Source organism: Salmonella enterica subsp. diarizonae (genome assembly GCF_008692785.1).
Taxonomy (GTDB): Bacteria; Pseudomonadota; Gammaproteobacteria; order Enterobacterales; family Enterobacteriaceae; genus Salmonella; species Salmonella diarizonae.
The window spans coordinates 394,743-413,015 of the sequence record NZ_VXJV01000003.1 but is presented as its reverse complement, the minus strand read 5'-3'; the positions used below and the strand labels follow the sequence as shown (position 1 = coordinate 413,015).

At 55.8% G+C, this 18,273-nt stretch carries 22 protein-coding genes; 3 read left to right on the top strand and 19 right to left on the bottom strand.

Features of this window, described 5'->3' with window-relative positions; all coding sequences use genetic code 11:
- Window positions 1-4: 4 nt before the first annotated feature.
- The 7 genes from rpsG to fkpA all read right to left on the bottom strand — a co-directional run bounded on the left by rpsG (window position 5) and on the right by fkpA (window position 3,924).
- Window positions 5-475 carry a 30S ribosomal protein S7 gene (gene rpsG / locus F4V72_RS08890; RefSeq protein ID WP_001138042.1) on the bottom strand — a complete coding sequence of 157 codons (471 nt, stop codon included), beginning with the start codon at window positions 473-475 and terminating at the stop codon, window positions 5-7.
- Between the two features lie 95 nt (window positions 476-570).
- Window positions 571-945 (bottom strand): 30S ribosomal protein S12, encoded by a 375-nt coding sequence (rpsL, locus tag F4V72_RS08885; protein ID WP_000246815.1) that lies wholly within the window; start codon window positions 943-945, stop codon window positions 571-573.
- Between the two features lie 125 nt (window positions 946-1,070).
- On the bottom strand, window positions 1,071-1,358 hold the full coding sequence (gene tusB / locus F4V72_RS08880; protein WP_000903398.1) for a sulfurtransferase complex subunit TusB: 288 nt from the start codon (window positions 1,356-1,358) through the stop codon (window positions 1,071-1,073).
- A gap of 7 nt (window positions 1,359-1,365) precedes the next feature.
- Window positions 1,366-1,722: a sulfurtransferase complex subunit TusC gene (gene tusC / locus F4V72_RS08875; protein ID WP_000820705.1), complete on the bottom strand. Its 357-nt coding sequence runs from the start codon at window positions 1,720-1,722 to the stop codon at window positions 1,366-1,368.
- Window positions 1,722-2,108 (bottom strand): sulfurtransferase complex subunit TusD, encoded by a 387-nt coding sequence (tusD, locus tag F4V72_RS08870; RefSeq protein WP_023247909.1) that lies wholly within the window; start codon window positions 2,106-2,108, stop codon window positions 1,722-1,724. Before tusD ends, tusC begins: the two co-directional genes overlap by 1 nt.
- Window positions 2,108-2,830, bottom strand: a complete 723-nt coding sequence (locus F4V72_RS08865; RefSeq protein WP_000091462.1) for a helix-turn-helix transcriptional regulator — start codon at window positions 2,828-2,830, stop codon at window positions 2,108-2,110. Before F4V72_RS08865 ends, tusD begins: the two co-directional genes overlap by 1 nt.
- Window positions 2,831-3,105: 275 nt before the next feature.
- Complete coding sequence (fkpA, locus tag F4V72_RS08860; RefSeq protein ID WP_023247908.1) at window positions 3,106-3,924, bottom strand: FKBP-type peptidyl-prolyl cis-trans isomerase; 819 nt, start codon at window positions 3,922-3,924, stop codon at window positions 3,106-3,108.
- Between the two features lie 219 nt (window positions 3,925-4,143).
- On the opposite strand from fkpA, the gene F4V72_RS08855 reads away from it, so the two are divergent.
- Window positions 4,144-4,362, top strand: coding sequence for a protein SlyX (locus F4V72_RS08855; RefSeq protein ID WP_001152701.1), 219 nt, complete (start codon window positions 4,144-4,146; stop codon window positions 4,360-4,362).
- 187 nt (window positions 4,363-4,549) lie between these two features.
- On the opposite strand, the gene slyD is transcribed toward F4V72_RS08855, so the two are convergent.
- The 4 genes from slyD to kefG form a co-directional block, all read right to left on the bottom strand.
- Window positions 4,550-5,140 carry a peptidylprolyl isomerase gene (gene slyD / locus F4V72_RS08850; protein ID WP_000861341.1) on the bottom strand — a complete coding sequence of 197 codons (591 nt, stop codon included), beginning with the start codon at window positions 5,138-5,140 and terminating at the stop codon, window positions 4,550-4,552.
- 94 nt (window positions 5,141-5,234) lie between these two features.
- Entirely contained in the window at window positions 5,235-5,435 is a 201-nt protein-coding gene (locus tag F4V72_RS08845) for a YheV family putative zinc ribbon protein (RefSeq protein WP_053507944.1), read from the bottom strand.
- A 9-nt stretch (window positions 5,436-5,444) separates the two neighbouring features.
- Entirely contained in the window at window positions 5,445-7,250 is a 1,806-nt protein-coding gene (kefB, locus tag F4V72_RS08840) for a glutathione-regulated potassium-efflux system protein KefB (protein ID WP_136057972.1), read from the bottom strand.
- Window positions 7,250-7,801: a glutathione-regulated potassium-efflux system ancillary protein KefG gene (gene kefG, locus F4V72_RS08835; RefSeq protein ID WP_023247905.1), complete on the bottom strand. Its 552-nt coding sequence runs from the start codon at window positions 7,799-7,801 to the stop codon at window positions 7,250-7,252. The genes kefB and kefG overlap by 1 nt, the downstream gene beginning before the upstream one ends.
- A 266-nt stretch (window positions 7,802-8,067) precedes the next feature.
- On the opposite strand from kefG, the gene F4V72_RS08830 reads away from it, so the two are divergent.
- Together F4V72_RS08830 and F4V72_RS08825 are read left to right on the top strand one after the other, a co-directional pair.
- The gene (locus F4V72_RS08830; protein ID WP_023247904.1) at window positions 8,068-9,969 is read left to right on the top strand and encodes an ABC transporter ATP-binding protein; all 1,902 of its coding nucleotides are present in this window, start codon (window positions 8,068-8,070) and stop codon (window positions 9,967-9,969) included.
- Window positions 9,970-9,985: 16 nt separating this feature from the next.
- A complete protein-coding gene (locus tag F4V72_RS08825; RefSeq protein ID WP_023247903.1) occupies window positions 9,986-10,918 on the top strand; it encodes a LysR substrate-binding domain-containing protein in 933 nt (310 codons plus the stop codon).
- 88 nt (window positions 10,919-11,006) lie between these two features.
- Here the strand turns inward: F4V72_RS08825 and mdcH are convergent, their stop codons facing one another.
- The 8 genes from mdcH to mdcA form a co-directional block, all read right to left on the bottom strand.
- Window positions 11,007-11,903 carry a malonate decarboxylase subunit epsilon gene (gene mdcH / locus F4V72_RS08820; RefSeq protein WP_023247902.1) on the bottom strand — a complete coding sequence of 299 codons (897 nt, stop codon included), beginning with the start codon at window positions 11,901-11,903 and terminating at the stop codon, window positions 11,007-11,009.
- Window positions 11,900-12,520 (bottom strand): malonate decarboxylase holo-ACP synthase, encoded by a 621-nt coding sequence (locus F4V72_RS08815; RefSeq protein ID WP_023247901.1) that lies wholly within the window; start codon window positions 12,518-12,520, stop codon window positions 11,900-11,902. Before F4V72_RS08815 ends, mdcH begins: the two co-directional genes overlap by 4 nt.
- A 3-nt stretch (window positions 12,521-12,523) precedes the next feature.
- Window positions 12,524-13,483, bottom strand: coding sequence for an AEC family transporter (locus F4V72_RS08810; RefSeq protein ID WP_023247900.1), 960 nt, complete (start codon window positions 13,481-13,483; stop codon window positions 12,524-12,526).
- Between the two features lie 122 nt (window positions 13,484-13,605).
- The gene (gene mdcE, locus F4V72_RS08805; protein WP_023247899.1) at window positions 13,606-14,406 is read right to left on the bottom strand and encodes a biotin-independent malonate decarboxylase subunit gamma; all 801 of its coding nucleotides are present in this window, start codon (window positions 14,404-14,406) and stop codon (window positions 13,606-13,608) included.
- Window positions 14,406-15,239, bottom strand: coding sequence for a biotin-independent malonate decarboxylase subunit beta (locus tag F4V72_RS08800; RefSeq protein WP_136057971.1), 834 nt, complete (start codon window positions 15,237-15,239; stop codon window positions 14,406-14,408). The genes mdcE and F4V72_RS08800 overlap by 1 nt, the downstream gene beginning before the upstream one ends.
- Window positions 15,232-15,531 carry a malonate decarboxylase acyl carrier protein gene (mdcC, locus tag F4V72_RS08795; RefSeq protein ID WP_023247897.1) on the bottom strand — a complete coding sequence of 100 codons (300 nt, stop codon included), beginning with the start codon at window positions 15,529-15,531 and terminating at the stop codon, window positions 15,232-15,234. The genes F4V72_RS08800 and mdcC overlap by 8 nt, the downstream gene beginning before the upstream one ends.
- A gap of 168 nt (window positions 15,532-15,699) precedes the next feature.
- The gene (locus tag F4V72_RS08790) at window positions 15,700-16,590 is read right to left on the bottom strand and encodes a triphosphoribosyl-dephospho-CoA synthase (protein WP_079817345.1); all 891 of its coding nucleotides are present in this window, start codon (window positions 16,588-16,590) and stop codon (window positions 15,700-15,702) included.
- Window positions 16,590-18,245, bottom strand: a complete 1,656-nt coding sequence (gene mdcA, locus F4V72_RS08785; protein WP_023247895.1) for a malonate decarboxylase subunit alpha — start codon at window positions 18,243-18,245, stop codon at window positions 16,590-16,592. Before mdcA ends, F4V72_RS08790 begins: the two co-directional genes overlap by 1 nt.
- Between the last annotated feature and the right edge of the window lie 28 nt (window positions 18,246-18,273).

Below are 18,273 nucleotides of genomic sequence, written 5' to 3'. Positions count from 1 at the left end.
GGGATTACCAACGGTAGTGTGCGAACGCCTTGTTGGCTTCTGCCATACGGTGAACGTCTTCACGTTTCTTAACTGCAGTACCTTTGTTGTCTGCAGCATCAGAAAGTTCGTTCGCCAGGCGCAGAGCCATGGATTTATCACCGCGTTTACGAGCAGCTTCAACGATCCAACGCATTGCCAGAGCATTACGACGAACCGGACGGACTTCAACTGGTACCTGATAAGTAGAACCACCAACGCGGCGAGACTTAACTTCGACAGTCGGGCGCACGTTTTCGAGAGCTACTTCGAAAGCTTCCAGTTCAGATTTACCAGAACGCTGAGCCAGGGTCTCCAGCGCACTGTATACGATTGATTCTGCAGTAGATTTTTTACCATCTACCATCAGGATATTGACAAATTTAGCCAGCAGTTCTGATCCGAACTTCGGATCCGGCAGAATTTTACGCTGACCAATGACGCGACGACGTGGCATGGAAATACTCCGTTGTTAATTCAGGATTGTCCAAAACTCTACGAGTTTAGTTTGACATTAATTTAAAACGTTTGGCCTTACTTAACGGAGAACCATTAAGCCTTAGGACGCTTCACGCCGTACTTAGAACGAGCTTGCTTACGGTCTTTAACGCCGGAGCAGTCAAGCGCGCCACGAACGGTGTGGTAACGAACACCCGGGAGGTCTTTAACACGACCGCCACGGATCAGGATCACGGAGTGCTCCTGCAGGTTGTGACCTTCACCACCGATGTAGGAAGTCACTTCAAAACCGTTAGTCAGACGAACACGGCAAACTTTACGCAGTGCGGAGTTCGGTTTTTTAGGAGTGGTAGTATATACACGAGTACATACACCACGTTTTTGCGGGCATGCTTCCAGCGCAGGCACGTTGCTTTTCGCAACTTTGCGAGCACGTGGTTTGCGTACCAGCTGGTTAACTGTTGCCATTAAATAGCTCCTGGTTTTAGCTTTTGCTTCGTAAACACGTAATAAAACGCCCTCACACAATATGAGGACGCCGAATTTTAGGGCGGTGTCGAAAAGGTGTCAAGAAATATACAACGATCCCGCCATCACCAGGCCATCTGGTTGGCATACTTAACCGTGAGTCTGACAAACTCAGTATAGTCAACCCTGACGACACTGTCTGAAATTTGACCACCCAGGCCGCGGGCGTCAATGTCTTCTTTCAAGGCATAGACTGTTATGGGGGCGTCGCGCAGACTTTCAAGGAAGCGGTTACCTTCAATAGCGACGGTAACGCCATCCTGGAGCAATAAAAGCGCATCGCCCTCTTTTAGCAGGCGCAGCAAAGCGGGAAAATCAACGCCCGAAGCGCAATGGGGTAAGGTATGCAGCATAAACGACTCAGAATCTCAGGATGACATCATAGTTGCCAAGCTCGCGGCGTAACGCCACGGGTTCAAGCGGCGTGGCGTCTACCACAAAATTGACGTTCTCCAGACCACGCTCGCGCAGCGATGCCGCGCAGATCCAGCATTGATCAATATCGTACAAATCAAAGAGTTTGAAAGTAGCAATATAGTCACGCGCCAACACGGCGTCTGGTTTTTGCCCGGGTAATAACTGAAAGACGCCGTCACTGATAAAAAAGACGCCCAGCGCTTCCGTTAACGCTGACGTCGCCAACAACGCATCCAGCCCTTCACGGCCTGAGGCGCTGCCATGCGGCGCGGTGGAAAAGACAAATGCAATACGTTTCATTAAAACTGCACCACCCGATCGCAGGTGAGAGATGCCTCCGCCAGCGCGCCCAGTCCGCTTAGCGTAAAGCCCGGCTGAAGATTGGCGGACGGCACCCCCAGTCTGCCTGCTTCAGTTTCATCAATAATACCGCGACGAAGCGCCGCCGCCACACAGATGTTCAGCGCCACGCCATGCTGCGTATTCAATTTCTGCCAGGCGCGTACCAGATCATATTCATCGCTCGCCGGCGCGGTCAGGAGATTGGCGTTATAGACACCCTCCCGATAGAAAAAGACGCTGACTAACTCATGCCCCTCATTAAGCAGCGCGTGGGCGAACTGCAATGCGCTGCTGGCCTGCTGGGTGCCATATGCCGGCCCGGTGACCATAATGGCATAACGCATTATTTATCCTGCCCCTGAAAATCGCCGCTTTTGAACTGGCGAATATAGAGGTAAACCGTGTGTTTTGAGATATTCAGACGATCGGCTACCTGGTTGATGGCGTCTTTAATATCGAAAATACCTTTTTCGTACAGGTTAAGGACAATCTGACGATTTTTCGCATTGTTAGAGACATTACGATCGGCATTCACCTCTTCGATAGTGAATTCCAGCGTCTGGGTGACTAAATCTTCTACCGAGGAGGCAAAATTAACCGCTGAGCCGACTTCCGGCGTTTCCGGCGGAATAAAGGTATTCATAATCTGTGAAAATGGCACATCAAGATTCATGTTGATGCACAGTAGACCAATAACGCGATGCTCGCGGTTGCGAATGGCAATCGTCAACGACTTCATCAAGACACCGCTTTTCGCGCGCGTGAAATAGCATTTCGACACGCTACTGTCCGCCCCTGTCATATCGTGCAACATGCGCAACGCAAGGTCGGTAATCGGCGAGCCAATTTTACGGCCCGTATGTTCGCCGTTGGCAATACGAATGGCTGAACATTTTAAATCCTGCAAAGAGTGCAATACGATTTCACAATGGGAACCTATAAGCATCGCTAACCCGTCCACTACCGCTTCGTAGGATTTCAGAATATCGAAGTCGGTTTGATCGAAGGGACGCTGATCCAGCAAATCAAGCTCACTGGTTTCGTTGGTTAAAAGCGACCTGGACATGAAAAAAAACACTCCTTTTCAGGAGCCTGTCGTTATGTTTTCAGGGCAGGCTCATTATTTACGCGGATGATTAAATTAATACAGTGAGGGTTCCTCTTTCCAGTACTAATTTACTCGTCTATTTCAGGCTGCGTGTGCGTTGGCGGTCATTCAGCCACGGTCTCGCCCTTAACGACCGGCGCAAGCGCCGTTATCCGCAAATCAAATTATGGTGAGTAATATATCCGGCCTGCATAAAAAAAACCGCCGCTATAACAAGCGGCGGCTCTCAATTTTTATTTTTTAGCAGCATCTGCGGCTTTAGCGTCAGCCGCATCGGCAGGTTTAGCATCCGCTTTCGGCGCTGGTTTGATATCCAGCAGCTCTACGTCGAATACCAGGGTGGAGTTCGCCGGGATACCCGGAACGCCTGTTTTGCCGTAGGCCAGCGCCGGTGGGATAACCAGCTTGATCTTGCCGCCTTTCTTAATATTTTTCAGGCCTTCAGTCCAGCCAGGGATAACGCCGTCCAGACGGAAGGAGAGCGGTTCGCCGCGCGTGTAAGAGTTATCAAACTCTTTACCGTCGATCAGCGTACCTTTGTAGTTCACCACAACGGTATCGCTATCTTTCGGCGCCTCGCCTGTGCCCTCTTTCTCTACTTTGTAAAGCAGACCGGTAGAGGAGGTTTTCACGCCTTTCTCTTTAGCAAAAGCGTCGCGGAACGTTTTGCCTTTTGCTTCGTTATCGGCAGCGTCTTTTTCCATCTTCGCCTGAGCAGCGCTCTTCACGCGTGCTTCAAACGTCTGCAACGTTTGCTCGATTTCCTGATCGGACAGTTTGCTCTTATCGGCAAAGGCATCCTGAACGCCGGCAATCAACTGATCTTTATCCAGTTTGATGCCCAACTTTTCCTGCTCTTTAAGCGAATTTTCCATGTAACGACCCAGCGAGGCGCCCAGCGCATAAGCCGCTTTTTGATCGTCGTTTTTAAAGGCTGCTTTGCTATCAGCGGTAGCTGCCGGTTTCGCCGCATCAGCAGCAAAAGTGATCGGAGCGTGCAGAGCAACGGCCATCGTAGTTGCCAGCAGCGTGGCTTTAAACAGTGATTTCATCCATATCTCCAGGGCCGGGGCATCTCGCCCCATGTTAACTTACATAAGAAGCGTACTATAAATCGTTGCAGAACAAATCAACATACGAACACGCCCTATTATCACTTCTTTTCAGACTCTTTTTGTTTAAATTAGTTTCGTAGGGCGCGTAATGGTTGCTGTGAAAGCCGGTAAAGTTAAGTAGAATCCGCCGACGGAGACAACATAAAGAGGTACATCATGCAGGATATCACGATGGAAGCTCGTCTGGCTGAACTGGAAAGCCGTCTGGCATTCCAGGAGATTACCATAGAAGAACTAAACCTGACGGTAACCGCACATGAAATGGAGATGGCGAAGCTACGCGATCATCTGCGTTTGCTCACGGAAAAGTTAAAAGCCAGTCAGCCGTCAAATATCGCCTCTCAGGCAGAAGAAACGCCGCCGCCGCATTATTGAGACGAAAAAAAAGCGGGTTAACCCGCTTTTTTTGTGTCCGATGATTTATCGAACCGATGATAATACCCTAAGGATTTCGAGTCACAGCAAGGCGGCAAGCTTGCAAATTCCCCGGGAGCATAGATAACTATGTGACCGGGGTTTGAAAGCGTAGCCAACACCGCGGTGGCTTGAAAGACGACGGGGATTAATGACAGCCGCAGCCGCCTTTACCACCACCGCCGCAGCAGCCTTCGCCGCCGTGCTCGTGACCATGGTCATGACCATGACCGCCGCAGCAGCCGTCTTCACCGTGATCGTGGTGGTGATCGTGCGCGCCGTGAACATGACCGTGAGCCAGTTCTTCTTCAGTCGCTTCCCGAATCGCAACAACTTCTACGTTAAATTTCAGATTCTGGCCAGCCAGCATGTGGTTACCATCAACCACAACGTGATCGTCTTCCACTTCGGTAATTTCTACCGGTACCGGACCCTGGTCGGTTTCCGCCAGGAAGCGCATACCTACCTGCAGTTCATCAACGCCCATAAAGACGTCTTTAGGCACGCGCTGCACCAGATTTTCGTCATACTGGCCGTAAGCGTCGTTCGCGCCAACAGCGACATCAAATTTGTCGCCAACTTCATGGCCTTCCAGCGCGGTTTCCAGGCCAGAGATCAGAGAGCCGTGGCCGTGCAGGTAATCCAGCGGCGCACTCACCGGAGACTCATCAACCAACACACCGTCTTCTGTACGTACCTGATAGGCCAGGCTGACCACCAGGTCTTTTGCTACTTTCATGATATCTCCTGAGCATGGGAAGAATAGTGGCGCAGATTGTAGCGGAATTCTGCAGCCGTGTACCCCTTAGCTTAAAAAAACCTGCGGCATATCGCTAGTCCGGATGAAAAATCCCGATCACTTGCTCTTCTTTGCGAACATGCTCGCGAATGTCTTTATCTGCTTCCCGCATTTGATGCCCGCACTTAACGCATTCAACAATATCGACATTATTTTCACGCCACATCGCCATTGTATCCTGTGCCTGACAGGCCGGACATTTCGCGCCTGCAATAAAACGTTTACGGATTGCCATTGTTCACCTCTACTCAAATTCATCCCAGCCATCCAACTGGCGCCGCTCCTGTTGCATTTCGCGCTGAAAAATCTCCTCCAGCTCGCGTCGGGCCTCTCTGGCGCGCGAAATCTGTACCGTGTCGGTATGCTCAGGGATCAGCTCCCGCAACATTCGCATATCCAGCCGACGAAAATGCAACTGCGCGCGCTGCGCCTGATGCGGATGCATACCTAACGACACCAGAGTCTTACGTCCCAGTTCCAGCGCGCTGGAAAACGTTTCACGGGAAAACTGCGTGACCCCAGCCTGTAATAACTCATGCGCCTCCACACGTCCGCGCGCTCGCGCAAGAATATGCAGATGCGGAAAATGCTGCTGACACAATTCCACCAGCTTCATCGTATCTTCCGGTTCATTACACGTAATGACTATCGACTCCGCCGCCTCCGCGCCCGCAGAACGCAGCAGCTCTACTTGTGTAGCATCGCCGTAATACACTTTATAACCATATTTGCGCATCAGATTAACGGCGCCGATATCGCGTTCCAGCACGGTGATACGCATCTTATTCGCCATCAATAAGCGAGCGATCACCTGACCAAAACGGCCAAAGCCGACGACAATCACCTGGGGTTTATCATCTTCGACCCACGGCTTTTCATCATTCTCTTCCGGGCCGTTAAGACGGTGCGATAACCACTTATCAATCCCTTTCATCAGTAGCGGCGTGGTCATCATTGATAACGTGACAGTCACCAATAATAACGCCATCTGATCGCCCTGAAACAGACGCTGAGAAGAGGCGGTAGAAAAGAGCACAAAAGCGAACTCGCCCCCCTGACTCAGCACGCTGGCAAACTGCATCCGTTCAGAACTTCTTATTCCATATAGCCGCGCCAGGAGATACAGCGTCAGCATTTTTATGACGACCAGGATAACGACGCCCGCCGCCACCCACAGTAAATGGGTATAAAGTACGCCAAGATTTAGCGACATACCGACAGAGATAAAGAACAACCCAAGCAGTAAACCTTTAAACGGATCGATAGCGTTTTCCAGCTCATGCCGGTATTCACTCTCTGCCAGTAAAACGCCGGCAATAAAGGTTCCCAGAGCCATCGACAGTCCCAGCGCATCCATAAATAAGGCGGCGCTCAGCACCAGCAACAACGTCGCGGCAGTGAAAACCTCTCGTACGCCGGACGCAGCAATAAAACGAAATACCGGGCGCAGCAGGTAGCGCCCGCCAATCAGCATTACCACAAAGGCCAGTACCTTCATTGCCACTTTAAACCAGTCAAAATGCTCGTCGGCAGATCCCGCCAATAAAGGCACCAACGCCAGCGCGGGGATCACCGCTAAATCCTGAAACAATAAGACTGAAAACCCTAGCTGCCCGGACTCGCTACGGTTCATGCCTTTCTCGCGCATCAGTTGTAGCGCCATCGCCGTCGAAGACATCGCCAGGCCAATCCCGCCGACTACCGCCGCCTGCCATAAGAAATCAGCAAGCATCAGTAATCCCGACAGCACCGCCGCGCTTAGCAGCACCTGAGCAGCGCCGACGCCGAAGATAGAACGCCGCAGTTGCCAAAGCCGGGAAGGATTAAGTTCGAGGCCAATGATAAACATCAGAAACACGACGCCCAGTTCGGAAAAGTGCAGGATCTCGTCAACATCGCTGATAAATCCCAGCCCCCACGGGCCGATGGCGATTCCCGCCAGCAAATACCCTAATACCGCGCCAATGCCCAACCTGGCCGCCAGCGGCACCGCCACGACCGCCGCGAAGAGAAACAGCGTTCCCGCCATCAATAAATCAGCACCTTCCATCAATAGCCCCCCGCGCTCACAGGATTCGCCAGCCACTCACCATAAGCTTGCGCATGACTGGCCAGCGCCTGCGGCGACTGGCGGCGCGCCCAATACACAATAATGGGAGGCATCCAGTGCATCCGGCACATAGCCGCGGTCAGTTCAAAGGGGCGCAGTACATCGCTCATCGGATAGCGGTTTAGCGCGTCATACCGGTAAGCGCTCTCCGGCTCGCCGGTCGTAATCACGCTACGCCAGTACTTTCCCACCAGTTGGTTTCCTCCTGGTCCGCTGGCGAACCCCCGACTCAGAACACGATCAAGCCATTCTTTCAGTAAAGCCGGACAGCTATAGGTGTAAAGGGGATGCTGAAAAACAATGACGTCGTGCTCACGTAGCAAGGCTTGTTCATAGGGCGTATCAATAAAAAAATCAGGATAGCGCGCATAAAGATCGTGCACGGTTACGTTATTGTGCTGTATGGCCGGTTTAAGCAGTACCCGGTTAGCGACCGAGTCCTGAGATTCCGGATGGGCATACAACAGCAAGACTTTTGCTGGCTGAGACATCAATCCCCCTCCCGGTTCTTTTGGGTAGATACCCTTCATTCTTCAGGCTACTTCTACGTTGACGGCGTTTGTTCACCCCCAGCCACGTACTCTATGTACGCCGCTGGGGATTAATGAGAGATATTCTTGTCCCTCACCAAAGGCGGCCTGAATGATTTTGTGTATCGTTGTTGTTTTGAGCTACCATTGCGCTCCAGCGCGGCGGTACGCCCGAATATTACATTATCATAATGATAAATTAACATAGTCTGAACATACGGCGCCTTATGATTGTTTTCTCCTCGTTACAAATTCGTCGCGGCGTGCGCGTCCTACTGGACAATGCCTCGGCTACCATTAATCCCGGCCAGAAAGTCGGCCTGGTGGGTAAAAACGGCTGCGGTAAATCTACCCTGCTGGCATTGCTGAAAAATGAAATCAGCGCCGATGCCGGGAGTTTTACCCTGCCCGGAACCTGGCAATTAGCGTGGGTGAATCAGGAAACGCCTGCGTTGCCCCAGCCAGCGATTGAGTATGTCATTGACGGCGACCGTGAATACCGTCATCTGGAAGCGCAGCTTAACGACGCCAACGAACGTAACGACGGACATGCTATCGCCGCCATACACGGCAAGCTGGACGCCATCGACGCATGGACCGTTCGCTCGCGCGCCGCCAGCCTGCTTCACGGCCTCGGCTTCTCTAACGATCAGCTGGAACGTCCGGTCAGCGACTTTTCCGGCGGCTGGCGAATGCGCCTTAACCTGGCCCAGGCGCTGATTTGCCGTTCCGATTTACTGCTGCTCGACGAACCGACCAACCACCTCGATCTGGATGCCGTCATCTGGCTGGAAAAATGGCTGAAAAGCTATCCGGGCACCCTGATTCTGATCTCCCACGATCGCGACTTCCTCGACCCGATAGTGGATAAAATTATCCATATCGAACAGCAGACTCTGTTCGAGTACACCGGCAACTACAGCGCGTTTGAAGTACAGCGCGCCACGCGCCTGGCGCAGCAGCAGGCGATGTATGAAAGTCAGCAGGAGCGTGTGGCGCATCTGCAAAGTTATATCGACCGTTTCCGCGCCAAAGCGACCAAAGCGAAACAGGCGCAAAGCCGTATCAAGATGCTGGAGCGTATGGAGCTTATCGCTCCGGCTCATGTGGACAACCCGTTCCATTTCAGCTTCCGCGCGCCGGAAAGCCTACCAAACCCGCTGTTGAAGATGGAAAAAGTCAGCGCAGGTTATGGCGATCGCATCATTCTGGAATCTATCAAGCTAAACCTGGTGCCCGGCTCGCGTATTGGTCTGCTGGGACGTAACGGCGCGGGGAAATCGACGCTGATTAAACTGTTGGCGGGCGAACTGGAACCGTTGCACGGCGAAATCGGCCTCGCCAAAGGCATTAAGCTCGGCTACTTCGCCCAGCACCAACTGGAGTATTTACGCGCCGATGAATCGCCGTTGCAGCATATGGCGCGTCTGGCGCCGCAGGAACTGGAGCAGAAGCTGCGTGATTATCTCGGCGGCTTCGGTTTCCAGGGCGACAAAGTAACGGAAGAGACGCAACGTTTCTCCGGCGGCGAGAAAGCGCGCCTGGTACTGGCGCTGATCGTCTGGCAGCGACCAAACCTGCTGCTGCTCGATGAGCCGACCAACCACCTGGATCTCGACATGCGCCAGGCGCTCACCGAAGCGCTGATCGATTTCGAAGGCGCGCTGGTGGTTGTCTCGCACGATCGTCACCTGATCCGCTCCACCACCGACGACCTCTATCTGGTGCACGACAAAAAAGTCGAACCCTTCGACGGCGATCTGGAAGATTACCAGCAGTGGCTGAGCGACGTGCAGAAGCAGGAAAACCAGACCGACGACGTACCAAAAGAGAACGCCAACAGCGCGCAGGCGCGTAAAGATCAGAAGCGCCGCGACGCGGAACTGCGTACTCTGACGCAACCGTTGCGTAAAGAGATTGCCCGTCTGGAAAAAGAGATGGAGAAGCTCAACGCCCAATTAGCGCAGGCGGAAGAGAAGCTCGGCGACAGCAGCCTGTACGACCCGAGCCGCAAAGCGGAGATGACGGAATGCCTACAGCAACAGGCCAGCGCCAAATCCGGGCTGGAAGCGTGCGAAATGGCGTGGCTGGAAGCACAGGAGAGGCTTGAGCAGATGATGAACGATTAACCGTAAAGGCCGGACGATGAGCGTATCAATTACCGATGACATAACCTTCCGCAAGCTGACCATCTTCATGACCTTTATGGCGAAGGGCAATATCGCCCGCACCGCCGAGGCGCTGGATATCAGCGGCGTCAGCGTGCACCGGGCGCTGCACACGCTGGAAGAGAACGTGCGTTGTCCGCTGTTCATCCACAAAGGCCGCAACCTGATTGCCCAACCGGCGGCATGGACGCTGCTGGAATATTGCCAGGAAGTGACGCATTTGATGGCCCGAGGGCTGGAAGAGACCCGTAAAACGGCAGGTGTCGGTCAGGGGCGTTTGCGCGTCGGCACGCTCTACTCGCTGACGCTGGAAACGGTACCGCACCTGATTATGGGCATGAAGCTGCGCCGCCCGGATCTGGAGCTGGATCTCACCATGGGCTCTAACGAAGCACTGCTGAAAATGCTGGAAGACGGTACGCTGGACGCGATTCTGATCTCGATTTCTGAAAGCGAAATCGATCGCAATAGTCTGGAAGTGCTGCCGCTGTTTCACGATGATATTTATCTCGCGGCGCCAGCAACGGCTACCCTCAATACCTCATCACCGGCTGACCTGCGCGATTACCGGGAGCAGAAGTTTGTCTCGCTGGCGGAAGGGTTCGCCACCTATGCTGGGTTTCAGGAAGCCTTTCATATCGCCGGCTTTGAGCCGGAGATTGTCACCCGCGTGAACGATATCTTTTCGATGCTCAGCCTGGTGCAGGCGGGCGTGGGCTTTACGCTGATGCCGGGGCGAATGAAGAAGATGTACGAGAATACCGTGCAACTACTGAAACTTTCCGAGCCATACCAGATGCAGCAGCTTATCGCCATTGTCTTTGCCCGCAACCGGGAGCGCGATCCAAGCCTGCTGGCGCTGGCCGCCGAAGGGCGGATGTACGCGCGCAGCCTTAACCCGAACGGCTGATTGCAGGAGGGCGACGCTTCGCGTCTTTTCCGGCCTACAGCAAGCACGAGCGTAGGCCCGATAAGCGCAGCACCATCGGGCAACAACATTACGCGCGAAGCCGCTTCGCCAGATGCACGGCTACCTCCACCCCGTTGCGCTCCAGTGAGACAGACTCCCCTTCCCACGCCGCCTGACGCGTTAAGCAGGTCAGCACGCCGCCCGGAGGCATCTCTATCGCCAGCCGCGCTTCGCGCTCGTTGGCGGAAATGACCGCCTCCTGCCAGCGCACCGTGCGCGCCATATTCATCGCCAGGTCATCAGCAATTTTTTCCGGCTGCCATAAAACGCGTCCGGTACTGCCGCTCAAATACGCGCAGCGTGGTCGAGAGAGCGTCACATTGCTGAACGCCGCCGCCAGTTTTTGCGCGGGTTCTGCCAGCAACTCACAATGCGACGGTACGCTGACCGCCAGACGATGCGCCTTACTGGCCCCTTTCGCTAATGCCCGTTTCGCCACGCCAGCCATCGCTTCGTCGGTGCCGGCAATCACAATCTGGGTTTCCGCGTTCAGGTTGGCGATCCAGGTGCCGCTGCCTTCCACCAGGCTTTCCACCTGCGGCAGGGTCAGTCCCATAATCGCCGTCAGGCCATAGCCGTGCGGATACGCCTGTTCCATTAAATCACCGCGCAGCGCCACCAGCTTCAGCGCGTCGCTAAAATCGAGCGCCCCGGCCACTACCGCCGCAGGATACGCGCCAATGGACAGTCCACTGACGATATCCGGCGCGGCACCGCGACGCGCCAGCTCCCGCGCCCAGGCCACCCCGGCAATCAGCAACGCCAGTTGCACTGCCCGGGTGTGTTTCAGCGCGTCGGGGGAATCCAGTCCGTCCGCCTCCGCGCCTAACACTTCTCGCGCCTGTGCTAATTCCGGTCCCGGAAGGTTTTGCAGCATATCGGGATGCTGCGTACCCTGCCCCGGAAAGGTAAACAGGATTTTCATGACTCCTCCCTGCTCCACGGGTCGCTCACCAGCCGCGGCCCCTGCGAGGTTTTTAACAATGCTTTGCCATCGCGCAGCCACTCATTGAGCGCAAACGCGCCGTGCGGCGTTTCCACCTGGGTGTCTGCCCGGCAGAGTCCGCCCGCTAACTGCTGCTGCCACGTTTTAAGCTCCTCACGCGCCAGCGGCTGCGGCGCGCGGATCAGCAGATCCAGATCGCTTGCCGCATGGATAACCGGAATACCGGTCGCCAGCGCATAGCCGGTACTGCCGGTAATGCCCCACGTCCAAGGCCACGTTTGCTGAGCCAATAATAAAGCTACCTGAACCGGCGGCTGAGAGATAAAGGGCGAGCGCAACAACGTCTGCGAGTCGACCAGCGATTGCGGCGAGCAGATACGAACGACGGCCGCCGGCTGCACCCAGCCCGCCGCCCGTTGGTCGCGCTTCATGCCGCGCACACCAACGGGCACACGCCCCTGCGCATCAACATCACGCCGCACTACCACCGGCAGACCGCTATGCCAGACGGTATCCACCCAGGATTCCGTGACATCTTCGAGCGCGTCGCGCGCGTTCAGCCAGATAAGGTCGTGTGGGCGTAATGTTGTGCTCATGATTTAGATTCCTGAAGTCAGCGAGATAAACAGCGGCAGCGACAGGATACACAGGACCGAGCTCAACAGCAGCACGGCTTCTGCATCTGGAGACTGCACGCCAAAGCGGTTACCGAACACCACGCCGAAGAAGCCCGCGGACAGCGCAATCATCAGGATAGCGGTAATCGCCACGGAGCCATGCAGGCCGAAGATAAGCACGATACCCCAGGCAATCGCCGGTTGAATCAGCAGTTTGGCGATGGTGGAGGTGATCACCACAGTATTGATCTGCAGTTTACGCGCAGACAGGATCACCCCGGTCAGGAACAGCGCTGCGGCGGTCGCAGACAGACCCAACGGTTTAATCGCCGCGAGGAACAGTTCCGGCATTTTGATACCGATAGCGGAGAGGATAACCCCCAGCAGCGGGCCCATCACGATCGGTTTTTTCAGCGAGCGCCACATCAGTACAGGCAGCATCGCCAGGGTAGAACCGGTGTTGTTGCCTTCGGCGCGCGCTTTTTCACGTTCCAGAATCAGCAGACAGAACGGCGTCATCAGTACCGAACCGCAGGCAATGGAAACAGCGACGGACAGCGAGGTCGTCGCGCCTTCGCCCAATACGCTGCCGAGAATCGGCAGACCGAGCGCCGCATAGTTTGGCAGCGCCACCGTCAGGGTCAGCACAGCGGCATCCTGCGGCGACTTTTTAAAGACGGTTGTCGCCAGGAAGTAGATAGCCGCATAGGTAATCCACATCGCCAGCGTCAGTACCAGAATCAGTGGCGACTGGGCGAGAATTCCCGTCCAGGGCGTTTGTACCGTCGCGCTAAACAACGTCGCTGGTAATGCGAAATCCATGACGAAAATATTAAGTAGGGAAACATTCTTGTTATCGACCATTTTGGCCTTCCCGGCCCAGAATCCCAGCAGCATGATGATAAAAATCGGTGCAAGGGCATGAACAATCACGTAAGTCATAAATCACCTGTCATTTAAAAAGTTAGCACTATCGCGATGGTTATTATTTTTCAGATACAGCGGCCCGCGCGGGCGCAACGAGCGCGCCCACGGAACCGGGCATCCGGCAGGTCTCTTTTTACTTACCAGCTTGCTCGCATACGTTCGCGCACAAGGGCTGAACTGCGGCGATTATCAGCGCCCAGACGGCTTTTCAGCGTCGGGTCCTGACGAGCGTCATTGATGGCCTGTTGCAGGGTGGTTTTCACCAGCGCCAGATCGGTAACAGACGGGGCATCCGGATTGCTGATATCCAGCAGGTTCTCCAGCAGCCCCAGGGTGGCGTAATTGCTGATGTCATACGCCATTGGCGGAATGGTCGCCGCCAGTTTTTCCAGCGCCTCGACGGTACGCAGGGTAATGCGTGCTGCGGACTCTTTACCCATCGCATGGATCAGCACCCCTTTATCGTTAAACGCAATCAGACGGTTCGCCTGGTAGCCGTGCGCCAGAAACGCGCCGGACATCGCTTTACCGACGATCAGGCCAATCACCGGATGCCCCGCCAGTCGCGCGTTGGCATAGGCTGCCGCCGCACCCGCCAGCGCCTGATGAATACCAAAACCCTCTTCACGACGACCGTAGGCCTGGCTTGGTACGTCAATCACCGCCACAATCGGGCGTTTCACCGCTTTATCGGCATCGGCGTCGATGGTTTCGCTTACCACTTTCGCCAGTGTCCAACCTTCCAGCAGCCCGACCTCGCCTTTAGCAGCGCGCGGGTAGTGGTTATTGGCATCGGGCACCACGGCAATAAAACGCACCGCTTCACTGTTCAGCTCGCCGTCGGCGGCCTGCACGGACGGGCACAGCCCTTCAAGACGTTTGGCATTGGGTACCAGGGTTTCCAGCCATAATTGGCCACGGCTCATTGCGTTACTCATCATTTCACCTCCCGGGCGAAAAGCGCTTTAATCTGTTCAGCATCGGCCTGTTTGCGGGTGTCGAAGTTCGTCAGGCGATCGAGATACCCGTCGTAGTTATCGGTGCGATGTTTTGCCGGTACGCCTTTGGCCAGCGCCTCGTTCATCGCCGCTTTCACCGCGTTGACGCCGTCGCCGACCAGCGCTTCCACCAGCCCGCTTTGATAACGCACTTCACCACCGGTCATGCTCCAGATAAACGGGCGATCGCGGGAGTCGTACTCTTCGATCCCGGCTTCCTGTTCGATAACCTGCGGGCCGTTCAGACCGAGACGCGCTTCACGGGTGACAATCAGATAGCTGCACAGCGCGGCGGCAATCGACATCCCGCCGAAGCAGCCAACGGTCCCGGCCACGATGCCGATAACCGGGGTATAGCGACGCAGGTCGACAATCGCCGCGTGAATATCGGCAATCGCCGCCAAGCCCAGGTTGTCCTCTTGTAAGCGCACACCGCCGGTTTCCAGGCACAATACCGCCTGCGTCGGAATGCCGTTGCGGTTATCTTCCGCCGCCAGCTCCAGCGCCGCCGCCATTTTGGCGCCGGACACTTCGCCCATACTGCCGCCCTGGAACGCGCCTTCAATCGCTACCACCACCGCCGGTTTGCCGTTGATGGTACCTTTTGCGACGACCATACCGTCATCAGCCTGCGGAACAATGCCCTGCGCGCCCAACCACGGCGACATCACGCCTTCAAACGGGTCGAGCAGTTCACGGTAACTGCCTTCATCCAGCAGCGCCTGCGCACGCTGACGCGCTTTTAATTCGATAAAACTGCGGTCATCACGCATAGTTCACCTCTTCAAATACCTGTTCGATACGAATGCGCGCTACGCCCGGGGTTGCGCCGAAATCGTGGATGGTCAGTTGGCCCGCCGGCAGACTGCTGACCGTTTGCAGACGGTTGAACAGCGCTTCCCAGCGGCTACGGCTGTTATCGACGGAAGTGGTGATATCAATGGTTAACGTCTGGCCCTGGTCGGCGGTGAATAACACCTCCATATCCCCGGAGCCCACAACGCCTGCCAGCGCTTTGCCGCTTAAGGTACGGCTGGCCGGTACGGTTAATGTAATGTGTTCCATAACATCCTCTTAATGCTTTAAATATACACGTCGTACTTCACGTTACAGATGCGTTGGCTACGCTCGTTCCCCCCAGTCACGTACTTATGTACGCTCCTGGGGATTCACTCCCTTGCCGCGTGATTCGGCCTTTTGGCCTCACCCCTTCGGGGCCAGCGCAAGCGCTGTTCAAAACGCGGTGCGTTTTGTCCTGCAACTCGAATTACTTTGTGTATAGGGCGATTCGATGCGGTCAAGAAACAGGGTGGCGGCCAGTAAATCGGCTGCGCCGCCCGGCGAGGCGTTCAGCGCCAGCATCTGACGATCGAGCGCCGCCAGCGCCCTCTGACCCGCCGGATGGGCGCTGCCACCAGCACTCAGGACGGCGCGCGCGCCGTCCTGCATGACGTCCAGCCCCTCCAGCCCCGCGCGGGAGAGCACGCAGGTGTCGGTCAACGAAGTCATAATCGCCATCAGGGCATCTAACCGCGCATGCGTTTCGCTACTGCCGCTCAATCGGCTTAAACGCAATTGCGGTAGCGCCCGCTGCATAATGTGCGGAAACGCCTGCTGCGCCTCTTCGCGCGCGCCCGGTACGCGATAACGGCGTGTGGCACGCAGCCCCTTGCTAAAGACCTTCGGCGCGGCGTCGTCCGGCAGCGTCGCCAGCTCGGCGGCAGTGTTCGCCACCTGCTGCGCGCTACCTACACCGCCGTGCATCGCTACTGCGCTCACCAGCATCCCCAGCGCCCAAATCGCGCCGCGGTGGGTGTTCACGCCGTCGGTAGCGGCCATCATCTGTTTCTCGCCTTCGCGACCGAGTCGCCCTATGGTTTGTCTGAGCGCAATATCCGCTGGACGCTGCCAGCTTTGTAGCGCCAGCGCCTGAAACGTAGGGGTCAGGCTGTGCGCCGAGCGCTCCATGAGCGCCAGAGTCAAATCGTGATGCGCGCCGTTCCCCCGACTGTCCACCAGACCGGGCTTCGGGCTTAATCGTGCTTCGTCAATCAGACACTGCGTGGCGGTTCGCGCCAGCCATTCGGCACCGCCTGCAACCTGAATCTGAGGCAGAAGTTTCATTACCAGCTCCGAAATTTCGCAGGTGGGTTGTAAAGACCGCCGGACCACTCCACCAGGTCGGCGACGCTACCGGCCGCCAGCAGCGAACGGGTGGCGTCGGTACGACGAATATCCATATCTTCCGGGTAGACCACCTTGCCGCTACTACGCAGTTCGGCGACGCGTTTCGCGTCAACGCCCAGACCGATGTCGGTGATACCGGCAACCGCCGCCACCATCGCACGGCGCTCTTCCAGATCTTTAGCCCGGTAGAGATAAGCGATGCCTTCTTCAGTCAGCACGTGCGTTACGTCGTCGCCGTAAATCATCACTGGCGCCAGCGGCATACCGGAAGCTTTCGCCACGTCAATGGCATCCAGTTTTTCCACGAAGGTCGGCTTCACGCCCGCCTGGAAGGTTTCTACCATCTGTACGACGAGTTTTTTACCGCGCTGCATCGGGTCCGGTTCGGTAATCATGTTCAGCCAGGCCGGGGTCGCGTGACGGCGACCGTGCGGGTCGTGCCCCATGTTCGGCGCGCCGCCGAAACCGGAGAGACGACCACGGGTGACCGTTGAGGAGTTAGCATAGCCGTCAACCTGCAAGGTCGAACCGATAAACATATCCACCGCATACTGCCCCGCCAGTTGGCAGAAGGCGCGGTTAGAACGCATGGAGCCATCAGCCCCGGTAAAAAATACGTCAGGGCGGGCGCGGATGTACTCTTCCATCCCCAGTTCGCCGCCGAAGCAGTGCACGCTCTCCACCCAGCCGCTTTCAATTGCCGGGATCAGCGTCGGATGCGGGTTCAGAGTCCAGTGTTTACAGATTTTGCCTTTCAGACCGAGCTGTTCGCCGTAAGTCGGCAGCAGCAGCTCGATAGCGGCAGTGTTGAAGCCGATACCGTGGTTCAGCGACTGCACCTGATGCTCGGCGTAGATGCCTTTGATGGCCATCATCGCCATCAGGATGTGTTCCTGTTTGATCAGGCGCGGGTCGCGGGTAAACAGTGGTTCGATGAAGAACGGCTTGTCAGCGACCACTACGTAGTCAATCCAGGAGCCCGGTATATCCACGCGCGGCAGGTCGCATTCGTCATCTACCAGTTCGTTCACCTGAGCGATAACAATACCGTCGTGGAAGGCCGCGGCTTCCACCAGCGCCGGAGTATCTTCGGTACTCGGCCCGGTGTAGAGGTTTCCTTTGCGGTCAGCTTTGTAACCAGCAATCAGCGCCACATTCGGGGCCAGGTCGACGTACAGACGGGAGTACAGTTCGATGTAAGTGTGGATGGCGCCGATTTCCAACTGGCCATCTTCCAGTAGCTGCGAGATGCGCAGGCTTTGGGTGCCGGAGAAGGAGAAATCCAGCTTGCGGGCGATGCCTTTTTCAAAGATATCCAGATGCTCGCTACGCCCGACGCTTGGCATAATCATGTGCAGGTCGTGTACTTTCTGCGGATTGACTTCCGCCAGCATACGGGACAGGAAATCCGCCTGCTTTTGGTTATTCCCTTCTAATACCACGCGGTCACCCGGCGCGATCAGTTTTTCCAGCATCGCGGTCAGGTCTGCGGTAGGCAGTACCTTACCCTGCACCGGAACGGAAGCCAGACGGCGCTGTTTTTCGTTGCGGCGCGTGTTCCAGACGCGTGCTGGCGTTTGTCCAGATAACATTATTAACCTCCTGATTCAACAATCAGTT